The organism is Halorubrum luteum, from assembly GCF_054652935.1.
Window position 1 is genome coordinate 1423879 of record NZ_BAAIGT010000002.1, and the last position, 12383, is coordinate 1436261.

A 12383-nucleotide genomic window follows, 5' to 3' on the forward strand; every position below is an offset into this window, starting at 1 on the left:
CGTTGATGCAAGCCCCCCGCGTTCAAAAGGACACCAGTTCTCGTCGTCGCGCAAGAAAGCGCAACGAGGAAACCCCCTCGGACTCAACGACGACCATGTACGAAGCCGTCCACGCGTATCCCGACGGCGAGACGACCGTCGCCCGGTTTGCCAGCACCGCAGCGCGCTATGGCTACGACGGCATCGTCGTCCGGACACCGGAGGCGCTGGCCGACCTCCGAGGAGACGACGGCGACCACGACGACCTAATCGACGCGCTCTGCGCGGAGTACGGCATCGATATCGTCGACGCGGTCGAGATCGACGCCGCCGATCCGGGCGCGGCGGGCGGGGCAGTCGGGGCCCACCGATCCGATCACACGATCGTCTGTGTCGTCGGTGGCGACGACCGCCTGAACCGGTACGCGGTCGAGGAGCCCCGCGTCGACGTGCTCGTCCGCCCCGTCGAGGGGAACGGCGACTTCAATCACGTGCTCGCGAAGGCCGCCCGCGACAACGACGTCCACGTCGAGTTCGATCTCGGTCCCGTGCTCCGAGCGACCGGCGGCCAGCGAGTGCAGGCGCTCGCGGAGCTCCGAAAGCTCCGCGAGATCGTCACCTACTACGACGCGCCCCACGTCGTCAGCGCGAACGCAGCCTCACATCTCGAGCTTCGAGCACCGAGGGAGCTCGTCGCCGTGGCCGAGACCGCGGGGTTCGATCCGGAGTGGATCCGCGAAGGGATCAGGGCGTGGAGCGAGATCGCCGAGCGAAACCGGGAGCGACGCTCCGAGAGCTTCATACAGCCGGGGGTCCGACGTGGACGGTATGAAACGGAGCGTTGAGGAGCACGCCGAGCGATTCTCCGCGAAGGCGGCCGAGTACGACGAGTCGAAAAGTGACGAGTATCGCGCGTGTGCCGAACTCGTGATCGAGCACGCCGACCCGGACTCGGACGACGTCGTCCTCGATCTGGGAACCGGCACGGGTGCGATCGCTCTCGCGCTCGCTCCCGCGGCGGCCCGCGTGATCGGACGCGACATCAGCGAGGGGATGATGGAAGAGGGACGACGAAAGGCCGCGGACGCCGGCGTCGAGAACGTCGAGTTCGCGTACGGCGAGTTTCGCGACCCGAACGTCGATCCCGGGACCGAGGTCGACATCGTCACCTCGAACTTCGCGTTACACCACCTCGCTGACGACGAGAAGCGTGCGGCGATTCGCGTGATGGCCGACACGGGAGCCCGCCGGATCGTGCTCGGCGACGTGGCGTTTTTCGAGGAGCCGAACCCGTCGGAGCCGTTCTACAGTCCGGAGGTGGACGACCCGGCAACCGTCGGTACGCTCGTGGAGGCGTTCACGGATGTCGGCTTCGCGGTCGTTGACGTGACTCGCGTACACGACCAGGTCGCGGTGATCGTCGCCGAGCACATCGGCTCCGGCGACGAGGTGCCGGGTGCGGAGTAGCCGCGAGGGTGACGAAGAACTACCATGAAACACCTCCCGAAACATCTTCAGCCGCGGTGGCGATACCTCGCGGTCGGACTCGAGGCGTGGCCGGACGCGACGATCGATAGGCGGCGGTTCCAGCGGGCGCTGTGGTACGCAGCGGGCAACTTCCTCGGGGACGCAGGAAGCGCGAACGTGGGGCTGAAGCTTCTCGGCTTTCGATTCGCCGATGGCGACGGAGAGGCCATCGTTCGGACCCGGCGCGGACACGTCGACGACGCGCGGGCAGCGATCGCCTGCGTGAGCGAGGTCGACGGCGACCCGGTCGGGGTCCGGGTCCGTGGCGTCTCGGGAACGGTGCGTGCCTGTGAGGAAAGATATATGGGTCGCGCGGGCGGAAATCTTCAACAGCGAGACGTTGCGTTTGCGGATGCCGACTCGACCGCCGTCGTGCGTGAGGACGCGTGCGACGTACGGACGGATTCGGGGTTCGTCGGCGCGACAACGTTCGACATCGAGTGATATCATGCAGGGCCAATCCCAACAACAGGCGTACGACCGCGGCATCACCATCTTCTCTCCCGACGGTCGACTGTATCAGGTCGAGTACGCGCGAGAGGCAGTGAAACGGGGGACGGCGAGCGTCGGCGTTCGCGCCGAGGACGGCGTCGTGCTGGCGGCCGACAAGCGCGCCCGCTCCCCGCTGATGGAGCCGGAAAGCATCGAAAAGCTCCACAAGGCGGACGACCACGTCGGCGTCGCCAGCGCGGGTCACGTCGCCGACGCGCGACAGCTGATCGACTTCGCTCGTCGCCAGGCGCAGGTGAACCGCCTCCGCTACGGCGAGGCGATGGGGATCGAGACGCTCACCAAGACGATAACGGACCATATCCAGCAGTACACGCAGGTCGGCGGCGCGCGACCGTTCGGCGTCGCGCTCATCGTCGGCGGGATCGAAAACGGCGAGCCGCGTCTGTTCGAGACGGACCCCTCGGGGACCCCGTACGAGTGGAAGGCCCTGTCGATCGGCTCGGACCGTAGCGACCTCCGTGACTACCTCGAATCGGAGTACGAGGACGGTCTGTCCACCGACGAGGCGATGGGACTCGCACTCGACGCGCTCGCGCGAGCGAACGACGACGGGCTCCGACCGGAGGGTGTCGGCGTCGCGACGATCACCGTCGAGGACGAGACGTTCACCGAGCCGTCGAACGAGGAGTTGGCGTCCGTGCTGGACGACCGGGGTATCCTGGCGGCTGACGACGAGGAAGCGGAAGCAGACGAAGACCAGTAGCCGCAGTCACGACGCCGCGGTCACGACTCGCGGTTACGACGCTGCGGTACACGGCCTCGAATACTTGTTCTTTCACCCCGTTACCCGTGTGTGAACACCGCAATCGTCTGGTTCAGGGACGACATTCGCGTTGATGACAACCCGACGCTGGCTGCTGCCGTCGACGCCGCAGACGTGGTGGTACCGGTGTACGTTGCTGATCCGCGTCGACGGGGGGAGACCCGTTACGGGACGCGAAAACGTGGAACGGTCCGTACACGATTCCGAAGCGAGAGCCTCGCCGACCTTCGTGCCTCCCTTCGTCGTCTCGGCGGCGATCTGTACGTCAGGCGCGGACGAGCCGAGACCGTACTTCCCGACATCGTCGAGCAGGTCGACGCCGACGCCGTCTACGCACAGACGAAACCCGCCACCGAGGAGCGTCGACGAGAACGCGCCGTTCACGACGCGCTCCCAGGAGATGTGCGGTTCGAGCGCCAGTGGACCCATACGCTGTACCACCCGAAGGATCTTCCGACTCCGCCGGAGCGCATGAACGACACCTTCACCCCGTGGCGCAAGACGGTCGAACGCGAGTCGTCAGTCCGTGAGGTCGTTCCCGCTCCCGAAACGGTTACCACTCCCGATGTCGACCTGCCCGCGGGGGCGATCCCGGAGCCGCCGGAGACTCCCGCCGATGATCGTGTAGTGCTGGCGTTCGAGGGCGGCGAGTCGGCGGGCCGGGACCGCCTCGAGGAGTATCTATGGGATGGCGACCATCTTCGGACGTACAAACGGACCAGGAACGGGCTGCTCGGAGCGAACTACTCGTCGAAGCTCTCGCCGTGGCTGGCCGCCGGCTGTCTCTCGCCCCGGACGATCCACCGCGAGATCACGCGGTACGAGGAGTCTCGGGTCGCGAACGAGGATACGTACTGGCTGGTGTTCGAGCTTCTGTGGCGGGATTTCTTCCAGTTTCAGTTCCGCAAACACGGCGCGGCGTTCTTCGGAGCGACCGGGATTCGGGACGTCGAGCCCAACTGGAGACGGGATCGCGAGGCGTTCCGCCGGTGGGCACGCGGCGAGACGGGAATCCCGTTCGTGGACGCGAACATGCGCGAGCTCAACCGAACGGGGTACATGTCCAATCGCGGCCGACAGAACGTCGCCTCGTTTCTCGCCGATGCGCTCGGCATCGACTGGCGATGGGGGGCAGCGTACTTCGAGCAGCGACTGGTCGATTACGACGTCGCCTCCAACTGGGGCAACTGGGCGTATCAGGCCGGCGTCGGAAACGACTCGCGGAACAACCACTTCAACGTGCTCTCGCAGGCGGACCGCTACGACGCCGACGCCGACTACGTCACCACGTGGCTCCCGGAGCTACAGGACCTTCCGCCGGAGTACGCGCATCGCCCGTGGCGGATGACCGACGACGAACAGGATCGGTACGACGTCGATCTCGGTCGCGACTACCCCCGGCCGATGATCGACCTCGAGGCGCGATACGCCGAACTCCGAACCGGATAACGCGACGACACCTCTCGACACCGGGAGGACGGAATCGACGGTACAGCTAATGTCGTTCCCCTCCGAACGTGAGCCACGGATATGTTCCGTCGTCTTCGAGCCGTCGCCCCCTCGCTTCTCGTACCGCTGGCGTGGGCGTTCGTCATCGCTGCTCACCGCACCGTCGTGACGCGTCACACGCTGTTCATGGCCCACGTCGTGATGGCCCTGCTGCTCGCTGGATTCGCAGTGACCGGACGAGCCGATATGCGGGAGGGCCTGCTGCACGTCTGGTGGTCCATCATCGCTGCCGGACTCATCGTGACGCTTTTCGGTGCCGTCGGATTCCACGTCGACGCCGCCGGCACGGCGCTTCTCGGTGTCGCGCTCGGCGGGTGGATGCTCCTTCCCGCCGTCGGATTCGTGTCCACCGGTCGCCGAGTCGAGCGCGGCGCATGGGTGTATTTCGGCGGTGCCGGCGGCTGTCTCGTTGGTGTCGCGCTGTACACGGTCGGAGTCGTGACGGTCGCCCCGACTGCACAGACGGTCGCGCTCGTTCTCGTCGGAGTCGGGCAGAGCGCCGGGATCCTCGATGCGGTGCTCCGGTACTGAGCACCGGGAGCTCGCGAACCGGCGCGTGTCGTACCGCTGGCGGTGGCTCAGAGTGCGCCGTTCTCGGCCAGCTCGCGGAGCGTATCGACTCGCGTCCGGATCGCGTCCATCGCACCGGACTCCCGCTTGTTGTCAACGTGACTGTACATTAACGCCATCCGGTGGTTGTCGCGGAGTCGCTCCTCGTTGCGGTCGAGAAACGCCCAGTAAAGCGCGTTGAACGGACAAGCGTCGTCGCCGGTCGTGGCGTCCTCGTCGTATCGGCAGTGCCCGCAGTAGTCGGACATCCGGTCGACGTAGTTCGCTGAGGAGACGTACGGTTTCGTCGCGAACGCCCCGTGAGCGAACTGCCCCATCTCGACGACGTTCGGCGTCGTCACCCAGTGGTACGCGTCGACGAAGGTGGCGTGGAACCACTCGTTGAGCTGGCTCGGTTCGACGCCCCACAGCGTCGCGAAGTTCGCGAGCACCATGAGTCGCTGAATGTGGTGGGCGTATCCACGGGCGTGGACGTCGTCGACGGTGCTGGCCAAACAGCCCATGCTCGTCTCGCCCGTCCAGTACCACTCCGGCAGGTCGTGGGTGGCGTCCAGCGCGTTCGCGGTCGAAAGCTCCGGCATCGTGTGTCGATACACGTGGCGCACGAACTCTCGCCAGCCGAGCAGCTGTCGGATGCACCCTTCTGCCGACGCGAGTCCGACCGCATCGCGCTGGTGATACGCGGTCTCGACGGTCTCGATCACCTCGACGGGATGCAGCAGGCCGACGTTCACCGCGGCGCTCAGGAGGGCGTGCGCCATCGCCCAGTCGTCGTCACGCATCGCGTCCTGATAGGGGCCGAACTCCGGCAGCCGCTCGGCCACGAAGTGGTCCAGGTGCTCGCGGGCCTGCTCGCGGGTCACCGGCCAGCGAAACCCGTCAGTCTGCCCCCACGTGTCGAACGTCTCGGCGACCCACGCGGCCGTCTCCTCGGTGCGATCGTCGTAGTCGATGGAGGGAACGGGCGGCGCGGTCCACTCTGCCGGTGGGAACTCCCTGTTGTCGGCGTCGTAGTTCCACTCGCCGCCGACCGGCTCGTCGCCGTCCATCAGCACGCCGGACTCGCGGCGCATCCACCGGTAGAACCGCTCGTGGACGAATCCCCCGTCGTCGTTCGCCCACTCGTCGAACGCCCGACGGGTGCTCGCGAACAGCTCGTTCTCGACGAACCGGACGTCGCCACCCACGGCGTCGATACGCTCGCGAAAGCGTCGCTCGGAGCCGTGACTCGGCGATCGCATCGTCACCAGCGTGGCGTCCGGCGCGTCCGCGAAGAACGTCTCGAAACCCTCCCCGAACGTGTCGGCTTTCACGTATCGAACGTCGTAGCCGGCCGATCGCAGTCGGTCGGCGAACCGTCGCATTCCGGCGAAGATCAGCGTGAGCTTGTGGTGGTGATACGGCATCCGACGGGCGAACTCGTGGGCCTCGATCAGCAGCACGCGGCTCCCCGCAGGCGCACGAGCGAGCGGCCCACACTGCTCGGTGAGCTGAGTGCCGAGCACCCAGATCACCTCGTCGTCGTCGATCTCGTATTCGGGCGCGGACCCGACCAGCGGTTGGTGCATACACGTGTCAAGAACCGACGTCATATATTCTCCTCGCGAAGCACGTGTCGCGAGCAACCTGAAGGTGCGACACGAGCTACCGGAGACTGACGAGGCTCGCGTCGTGATTGTACCGATGGCCTCGGAAGACGAGCTCCCTATCGGGACGCTCCAGTCGACTGCCGGCCTCGTCGTAGTGCTTCTCCAGTACGTCCTCCGAGGCGTCGCCGCGGTCGCTGATCACCGGGCGTGGCGACCCCGCGTTCCGGTGCGGCGTGAACGGCGGACGGTTCCGGATGGTTCCCACGGAGCCGATCAGAGTTCTCGCGGGTCGACGGTGGATATCTCGTCGATAGTCGGATACAGCGTGTCCGTCGAGACAAGTGTCTCATCGAGAATCTCTGCGGTTCCAAGGTGGACGGCGTCAAAAAGATTGAGTCGATCGTACTTCCGTTGTAGCGTTCCGCCAGCGGCGATGTGAGGCTCTCGCAGCGGAATGAGCTCGATCTCCGCGTCGACGATCGCCTCGTTCACGGTCGTGAGTCGGTCGCGGTCCCACTCGTCTTCCATCGCGTACTGCACCTCGATACAGGTCGAGACGGATGTCTCGGGATCGTCGATCGCGTCGAGATCGACTGCTGAACTGAGCCAGTCGTCGGCTTTTAACACTGCAAGAACGACATCGGTATCAAGATACACGTTTGCGTTCGAGTCGCTCCTTGATGTCGTCTGTCGCGTCTTCAGCCGTCCGTTCGTGAAGTCGCTTTTGTAACTCCTCGCGAAGCACGAGCCGGGCACCGTATCGCAGTGCCTCCGATCGCGAACCGAACTGACCCGCTTCGACGAGCTCGTCGAGTTCACTGACGAGCTCCGGCGGAAGCGATACCGGAACGGAATGTCTGTCCGTGCTCATAGTATAGAGTACGTATAGAGAACGTATATTCTTTTCTCCGGATAACTGGATAGCCGACTTCTTACACACCGCGCCAGAACACTTTTCACCCGTTCCACACCCCAATGTAGGTAATGTCGACCACTTCGGAGAACGACCGCGCCGACGGGGTGAAGTTCACCTACGAGGGCGAGCTCGTGACGGCGCTCGATGTCGAGTCGGGCGTCGCCGCGTCGGGCGAGTCGAAGCCGGTTGCGCTCTCCCGGCTCGCGGACGCGCTGACCCTCCACGCCGGCGGTGGCGAGCCGATCGACGACGAGGAGGCGTTCCTCAAGGAGATTGGCATCGACCCCGACGAGGTCGAGGACGCCGGCGAGCCGCCGTGGGAGTAGTTCTGAATGGTCTATGCGAGTTTTGACGGTCGAGAGATTGTGAAGGCGCTCCGGTCGATTCGGTACCGACCCGTCGGCCGCGAGGGGAGTCTGTGGCAGACGTGTTTGAACGAGCCGGACTCCTCGTCTCCGTTGACGGTGTAGGTCCGCTTCTCCCGGTCGTTCTTACACCGCACGCACCGTGCGGAGACGGTCCCGACCCCGGTGCGTGTGTGAGCTCACGCGGAGACACCTCCCTCGTTCTCGTCGTCGTCAGGACGGTAGTAGCGTTTCCCGTCGGAGGCGGACTTGGTGAACTTGTCGGGACGGTTCGGACACCCGATGAGATGGCCGTATTCGGTCCCGTCGACGGGACTCTTGGTGCACCGAGCTTTGCACGTTCCGCAGCGGAACTCGGAGTCCTTCTCGGTCCCCAGCGTGCCGACGTAGCTGAGGTTCAAGCGGAGACACCTCCGACTCCACGCACCGCAGTACGGCGCGGGGGCGCGCTCGTGGAACTGTTGAGATTACGATTTAGGACCCCCTTCTCAGGAGTGTTAGAATACCGAAATTGGGTGGCTGGGGAGTCCCAGCCCACCAATCCCGCACGGCCAAGGACCGTGCGTACAGTAGGTGGGCCAACACGGATTTGAACCGTGGACCTCCCGGTTATCAGCCGAGCGCTCAACCTGACTGAGCTATTGGCCCAGGTGAGCGCATACGGTCGTTGCGTGGGTAGCAGTTTAAGAGTTTCCTTTCGGCAGTACCCCGCCGTCCGTCGGTTTTGTGACGGCGTCCCGTGGGAGGGCGGATCTCACGACGACCGGTCAGTCTCCTCGTCCTCGACGGTAAAGTCGACGTCGACGATGTCGTCGGCGTCATCAGCCGACCCGAACGATCCGCCCGAATCGGGGGGATCGGAGTCAGGTCCGCCGGCATCGGGTCCTGGGGAACCGGACCCCGGGTCGAAGCCCCCGCCGACATCGAACCCCTCCTCGCCGCTCGGGAATCCGCCGATGTACACGTTCCCGGTGGCGAACCCGCCCGTTTGGCGGTCGATGTACGGAATCACGACGTACTTTTTGAGCACGGCCCGGAGCGGGACGCGGGTGAGCGGGAACGCGAACAGAAAGCCGATTCCATCGGTAACGAGCCCCGGCGTGAGAAGCAGCGCGCCGGACGCGATCAGGAACCCACCGTCAAGCAGCTCGTTGGTCGGCGGCTCGCCACGGGCGAGCTTCCGCTGTACGCGCGCAAGAGTAGCGCGCCCCTCCGCGCGGAGCAGTAGCATTCCGAGGATGGCGGTTAAAACGACGAGCGCGACGGTGAGCGTCCACCCGAGTCGCGTCGCGACGTACACCAAAAACAGGGCGTCGACGAAGGGGACGACGAGCAGCAACGCGAGCAGCGTACGCGGGCGCATGGCCATGGCTTTCGGCCGGGCACCCATAGCCCTTTTCGTCACCGACCGTGTGTCACCCCCCGGTTCGTCGACGGTCCGGTACGTATCGCCCGGATCGGTAGCGGCGTTCCGGATCGAGGCATCATTTCGCGGCCGTATGCAACTCTCGAGACGGTGAGGAGTCTCCGAGACCGGCACCGCTTTGAACGGCGAGTTCGACCCGAGCACATGGACCTTATCGGTGCGCTGGGGCGGGATCCACCGGACCGCGAACGGCTCCCACGGTGGGTTGCGCCGCTCCCGAAACGCCTCGAGGATGTCGCGTTCCGGTTCGTCTGGGTGATCGTCGCGATCAATCTCGCGGGGACGGCGTTCGGCTTCTGGTACTACCGATTCCAGTTCTCTCGCGTCCCTCCGGAGATGTGGCTGTTCGTCCCCGACAGCCCGCTTGCGACGCTGCTTATCGCCCTCGCACTCGCCTCGTGGGCGGTCGGAAAGCCGAACGATTATCTCGCGGCGCTCGCCTTCTTCGGCAACATCAAGCTCGGGCTGTGGACCCCGTACGTACTCGTCGTGTTCGCACCCGGGTTCCTCGCGTCATCGTCCACGCCGATGTATGCGTTCCTGCTGGGTAGCCACCTCGCGATGGTCGTGCAGGCGTTCGTCCTGCACAGGATGACCGACTTTCCGATGCAGGCGGTCGCCGTCGCGGTAGCGTGGTACACCCTCGACCTGTTGATGGACTACTTCGTTCCCGTGATCGGCGACGTGACTCACACGCCGCTGCCGTACGCGGGCCACGAGCCGTGGTTCACGACGACCGTGCTTCAAGTGGCAGCCGCCGGGGCGGTCGTACTCACCGTGATCCCAACGGTCTGGATGCTCGCAACTCGCGTCGCGAAACTCGAATGCCGCGTCGAGGACACGTCCTGACGACAGCGCGGATCAGAACGGAGGCGACTGCGACGATCCGCTCCGGGTCATCGCTGTGGATGGATCGGTCGGATCACCACTTATGACCCGCGAGCGAGTGTGTGTTGCTATGGATACATACGAGCGGACCGCGGAGCTTACGGTGACGATCGACTCCGTCGAACGTCGACAACACGAGGCCGCCACGACGAGCGGGTTCGACCGGACGACGACGGAGTTTCGACTCGCTGGCGACGGGATGACGGGCCGCGGCGAGGACGTCACCTACGAGACCGTCGACCACGAGGCGCTCGCCGGAACCGATCCGGTGGCGCTGACGGGCGACTGGACGGTTGCGGAGCTGTCGGCACACCTGTCCGATCTCGACCTCTTCGCCGCAAAGCCGCCCGAACGGGAAACGTCCAGAAACTACCGCCGGTGGGCTATCGAGAGCGCGGCGCTCGATCTGGGGCTACAGCAGGCGGACGTCTCGCTCGGCGAACGCCTCGGGATCGAGCCGGAGCCGGTCCGATTCGTCGTCTCGACGCGGCTCGGTGACCCGCCAACGGCGGACCGAGTAGCCGAACTGCTCGCCACCGATCCCGATCTCGAGTTCAAACTCGATCCGACGCCGGAGTGGCCGGAGGAGGTGTTCGTCGAGCTTCGCGAGACGGGCGCGGTCCGGGTACTGGATGTAAAAGGCTGGTACGAGGGGACGGACGTGGACGTCGAAGCCGACCCCGAACTGTACCGCGACGTGCTCGCCGCGTTTCCGTCGGCGGTCGTCGAGGACGCCGCGTTCACGCCCGCGACGACCCCGCTTCTGGAGCCGCAAGCGGACCGGCTCGCGTTCGACTACCCCGTCGACGGCGTCGAGAGCTTGCGGTCGCTGCCCGTCGACCCCGGGTGGTGTAACGTCAAACCCTCTCGGTTCGGTAGTCTGGAGTCGCTGTTCGAGACGATCGACTACTGCCAGCGAGAAGGGATCGAGATGTACGGCGGCGGCCAGTTCGAGCTCGCGAGCGGCCGCCGGCAGATCCAGACGCTCGCCGCGCTGTGGTATCCGAACGGACCGAACGACGGTGCGCCTCGCGCGTACAACGACCCGGACTCCTCCCCGCCGTACCCGTCGAGTCCACTTCACCCGAACGACGCCGTCGCCGGCTTCGACTTTTAACTCTTCTCCGCGTGCGCGTCAACGGGAACGAACGAAAGGTGATCGTACTCGATGTCGGGTTTCCCCGGGAAATCGACGAGGTGGATCAGCATGTCCGTCTCGTTCAGGTCGGTGAGAAACTGGTTGCCGAGTCCGCGCCCCTCGTGTGCGCCCGGAACGAGCCCGGCCACGTCGACGAGTTTGATCGGAACGAACCGGGTTCCGTTCTCGCAGACGCCGACGCTCGGCGTACACCTCTCCTCGAACTCCGGTGCCGCACAGCTCACGCGAACGTACGCCTCTCCGACCGACGGGTCGATCGCCGTGAAGGAGTACGACTCCGTTCGGAAGCCGCTCACTCAGGACTCTTCCGACAGGAGTCCGACGACCGCTTCGGCAGCCTCATCGATGTCGTCTTCGTTTTCGACGAACTGCACCGGCGCGTTCAGTTCTCGGGCGTACTCGAACGCCGCAGCGCGGTTGAGATGTTGCTCGAACTCGACCGCTCGCGGCGACGGGAGATCAACGGACCGATCGCTGCGTTCGCGGCGGTCGAGTATCGTCTCCGGTGTTGCCTCCAACACGACGAAACGCTGTGGAGTGATCTCGTTTAACACGTCGTTCGGAAGTCCGTCTATGAACCCGTTCTCGGTTTTGACCGTCAGATGCGTCGCGAGGAGCACTCGATCGTCTTCCGCCACGTCCGCGACGTACTCGCCAGCACGGCGCTGGAGCCGACGTATCTCCCGGCGTGACAGCGACGAGAGCTCGTCTCTGTCCGTCGTGATCCCTGCGGTGGCCGCCTGTTCGAGCATGCTGTCCCCGAAGTTGATCAGCGTGTACTCGTCGGAGAGCCGCCGCCGCGCTTCTCGGCACACGCTCGACAGGCCGACGCCGGTGACGCCGGAGATCGGAGTGACGGACATCAGAGATTCACCTCGTCTTTCTCCTCACGGATGGATGCGCCGCGGTCGTCGTAGTACTTCCGTCCGATGAACGCGTCGCTCACGAAGGTGAGAAGTGTGTCGTACAGCTCGTCCGCCGAACGGAACTCGTCCGCGTCAGTTCGGTCGAGTACTTGAGCGATCGTCTCGTTGTCGCCACCGGGCGCTTCGAGCTCGGTATCGCCCACGGCGTCGATCACGGAACGTCTCGACGCCGGGAACTCCAACGCCTTCGCGAACAGATCCCTCGTTTCGGGTAGTCGCATGTGAGAACTGTCACAGCGTGACAAGTTATCGT

At 65.2% G+C, this 12383-nt stretch carries 17 protein-coding genes, 1 tRNA gene and 1 pseudogene; 9 read left to right on the forward strand and 10 right to left on the reverse strand.

The window, feature by feature from the left end; genetic code table 11:
* The first annotated feature begins 95 nt into the window (after positions 1-95).
* From ACYQ0R_RS07040 to ACYQ0R_RS07065, 6 genes are all read left to right on the forward strand, one after another.
* Complete coding sequence (locus tag ACYQ0R_RS07040; RefSeq protein WP_459821942.1) at positions 96-824, forward strand: RNase P subunit p30 family protein; 729 nt, start codon at positions 96-98, stop codon at positions 822-824.
* The gene (locus ACYQ0R_RS07045) at positions 808-1446 is read left to right on the forward strand and encodes a class I SAM-dependent methyltransferase (protein WP_459821944.1); all 639 of its coding nucleotides are present in this window, start codon (positions 808-810) and stop codon (positions 1444-1446) included. The genes ACYQ0R_RS07040 and ACYQ0R_RS07045 overlap by 17 nt, the downstream gene beginning before the upstream one ends.
* Positions 1447-1470: 24 nt before the next feature.
* Positions 1471-1950, forward strand: a complete 480-nt coding sequence (locus ACYQ0R_RS07050; RefSeq protein ID WP_459821946.1) for an Rpp14/Pop5 family protein — start codon at positions 1471-1473, stop codon at positions 1948-1950.
* A gap of 4 nt (positions 1951-1954) precedes the next feature.
* Positions 1955-2722 (forward strand): archaeal proteasome endopeptidase complex subunit alpha, encoded by a 768-nt coding sequence (gene psmA, locus ACYQ0R_RS07055; RefSeq protein WP_459821948.1) that lies wholly within the window; start codon positions 1955-1957, stop codon positions 2720-2722.
* Between the two features lie 90 nt (positions 2723-2812).
* Complete coding sequence (locus ACYQ0R_RS07060) at positions 2813-4231, forward strand: DASH family cryptochrome (RefSeq protein ID WP_459821950.1); 1419 nt, start codon at positions 2813-2815, stop codon at positions 4229-4231.
* 81 nt (positions 4232-4312) lie between these two features.
* Positions 4313-4822: a hypothetical protein gene (locus tag ACYQ0R_RS07065; RefSeq protein ID WP_459821952.1), complete on the forward strand. Its 510-nt coding sequence runs from the start codon at positions 4313-4315 to the stop codon at positions 4820-4822.
* A 47-nt stretch (positions 4823-4869) separates the two neighbouring features.
* Here the strand turns inward: ACYQ0R_RS07065 and ACYQ0R_RS07070 are convergent, their stop codons facing one another.
* The 4 genes from ACYQ0R_RS07070 to ACYQ0R_RS07085 all read right to left on the reverse strand — a co-directional run bounded on the left by ACYQ0R_RS07070 (position 4870) and on the right by ACYQ0R_RS07085 (position 7321).
* Positions 4870-6429, reverse strand: a complete 1560-nt coding sequence (locus ACYQ0R_RS07070; protein ID WP_459821954.1) for a cryptochrome/photolyase family protein — start codon at positions 6427-6429, stop codon at positions 4870-4872.
* A gap of 76 nt (positions 6430-6505) precedes the next feature.
* Entirely contained in the window at positions 6506-6715 is a 210-nt protein-coding gene (locus ACYQ0R_RS07075; RefSeq protein WP_459821956.1) for a hypothetical protein, read from the reverse strand.
* An 8-nt stretch (positions 6716-6723) separates the two neighbouring features.
* On the reverse strand, positions 6724-7077 hold the full coding sequence (locus ACYQ0R_RS07080; RefSeq protein WP_459821958.1) for a PIN domain-containing protein: 354 nt from the start codon (positions 7075-7077) through the stop codon (positions 6724-6726).
* Positions 7078-7096: 19 nt separating this feature from the next.
* Positions 7097-7321, reverse strand: coding sequence for a ribbon-helix-helix domain-containing protein (locus ACYQ0R_RS07085; protein WP_459821962.1), 225 nt, complete (start codon positions 7319-7321; stop codon positions 7097-7099).
* Between the two features lie 113 nt (positions 7322-7434).
* On the opposite strand from ACYQ0R_RS07085, the gene ACYQ0R_RS07090 reads away from it, so the two are divergent.
* Positions 7435-7692: a type II toxin-antitoxin system HicB family antitoxin gene (locus ACYQ0R_RS07090; RefSeq protein WP_459821964.1), complete on the forward strand. Its 258-nt coding sequence runs from the start codon at positions 7435-7437 to the stop codon at positions 7690-7692.
* A 218-nt stretch (positions 7693-7910) separates the two neighbouring features.
* On the opposite strand, the gene ACYQ0R_RS07095 is transcribed toward ACYQ0R_RS07090, so the two are convergent.
* The 3 genes from ACYQ0R_RS07095 to ACYQ0R_RS07105 all read right to left on the reverse strand — a co-directional run bounded on the left by ACYQ0R_RS07095 (position 7911) and on the right by ACYQ0R_RS07105 (position 9094).
* The gene (locus tag ACYQ0R_RS07095; RefSeq protein WP_459821966.1) at positions 7911-8132 is read right to left on the reverse strand and encodes a hypothetical protein; all 222 of its coding nucleotides are present in this window, start codon (positions 8130-8132) and stop codon (positions 7911-7913) included.
* Between the two features lie 173 nt (positions 8133-8305).
* A tRNA-Ile gene (locus ACYQ0R_RS07100) sits at positions 8306-8379 on the reverse strand.
* Between the two features lie 106 nt (positions 8380-8485).
* On the reverse strand, positions 8486-9094 hold the full coding sequence (locus ACYQ0R_RS07105) for an FxsA family protein (RefSeq protein WP_459821968.1): 609 nt from the start codon (positions 9092-9094) through the stop codon (positions 8486-8488).
* A gap of 207 nt (positions 9095-9301) precedes the next feature.
* Between ACYQ0R_RS07105 and ACYQ0R_RS07110 the strand changes: the two genes are divergently transcribed.
* Together ACYQ0R_RS07110 and ACYQ0R_RS07115 are read left to right on the forward strand one after the other, a co-directional pair.
* On the forward strand, positions 9302-10006 hold the full coding sequence (locus tag ACYQ0R_RS07110; protein ID WP_459821970.1) for a DUF1405 domain-containing protein: 705 nt from the start codon (positions 9302-9304) through the stop codon (positions 10004-10006).
* A gap of 109 nt (positions 10007-10115) precedes the next feature.
* Positions 10116-11162, forward strand: coding sequence for a hypothetical protein (locus tag ACYQ0R_RS07115; RefSeq protein ID WP_459821972.1), 1047 nt, complete (start codon positions 10116-10118; stop codon positions 11160-11162).
* 47 nt (positions 11163-11209) lie between these two features.
* Here ACYQ0R_RS07115 and ACYQ0R_RS07120 read toward each other — a convergent pair.
* From ACYQ0R_RS07120 to ACYQ0R_RS07130, 3 genes and pseudogenes are all read right to left on the reverse strand, one after another.
* A pseudogene (locus ACYQ0R_RS07120) lies at positions 11210-11479 on the reverse strand (GTPase); the annotation flags it as partial.
* Positions 11480-11500: 21 nt separating this feature from the next.
* On the reverse strand, positions 11501-12067 hold the full coding sequence (locus ACYQ0R_RS07125) for an adenylate kinase (RefSeq protein WP_459821974.1): 567 nt from the start codon (positions 12065-12067) through the stop codon (positions 11501-11503).
* On the reverse strand, positions 12067-12351 hold the full coding sequence (locus ACYQ0R_RS07130) for a DUF5789 family protein (RefSeq protein WP_459821976.1): 285 nt from the start codon (positions 12349-12351) through the stop codon (positions 12067-12069). The genes ACYQ0R_RS07125 and ACYQ0R_RS07130 overlap by 1 nt, the downstream gene beginning before the upstream one ends.
* Between the last annotated feature and the right edge of the window lie 32 nt (positions 12352-12383).

Bases quoted from the DNA above. Each gene is read 5' to 3' on its own strand.
- ACYQ0R_RS07105 (WP_459821968.1), bottom strand. From the start codon at position 9,094: ATGCGCCCGCGTACGCTGCTCGCGTTGCTGCTCGTCGTCCCCTTCGTC.
- psmA (WP_459821948.1), top strand. From the start codon at position 1,955: ATGCAGGGCCAATCCCAACAACAGGCGTACGACCGCGGCATCACCATC.
- ACYQ0R_RS07050 (WP_459821946.1), top strand. From the start codon at position 1,471: ATGAAACACCTCCCGAAACATCTTCAGCCGCGGTGGCGATACCTCGCG.
- ACYQ0R_RS07070 (WP_459821954.1), bottom strand. From the start codon at position 6,429: ATGCACCAACCGCTGGTCGGGTCCGCGCCCGAATACGAGATCGACGAC.
- ACYQ0R_RS07065 (WP_459821952.1), top strand. From the start codon at position 4,313: ATGTTCCGTCGTCTTCGAGCCGTCGCCCCCTCGCTTCTCGTACCGCTG.
- ACYQ0R_RS07130 (WP_459821976.1), bottom strand. From the start codon at position 12,351: ATGCGACTACCCGAAACGAGGGATCTGTTCGCGAAGGCGTTGGAGTTC.
- ACYQ0R_RS07090 (WP_459821964.1), top strand. From the start codon at position 7,435: ATGTCGACCACTTCGGAGAACGACCGCGCCGACGGGGTGAAGTTCACC.
- ACYQ0R_RS07110 (WP_459821970.1), top strand. From the start codon at position 9,302: ATGGACCTTATCGGTGCGCTGGGGCGGGATCCACCGGACCGCGAACGG.
- ACYQ0R_RS07115 (WP_459821972.1), top strand. From the start codon at position 10,116: ATGGATACATACGAGCGGACCGCGGAGCTTACGGTGACGATCGACTCC.
- ACYQ0R_RS07040 (WP_459821942.1), top strand. From the start codon at position 96: ATGTACGAAGCCGTCCACGCGTATCCCGACGGCGAGACGACCGTCGCC.
- ACYQ0R_RS07085 (WP_459821962.1), bottom strand. From the start codon at position 7,321: ATGAGCACGGACAGACATTCCGTTCCGGTATCGCTTCCGCCGGAGCTC.
- ACYQ0R_RS07125 (WP_459821974.1), bottom strand. From the start codon at position 12,067: ATGTCCGTCACTCCGATCTCCGGCGTCACCGGCGTCGGCCTGTCGAGC.
- ACYQ0R_RS07045 (WP_459821944.1), top strand. From the start codon at position 808: ATGAAACGGAGCGTTGAGGAGCACGCCGAGCGATTCTCCGCGAAGGCG.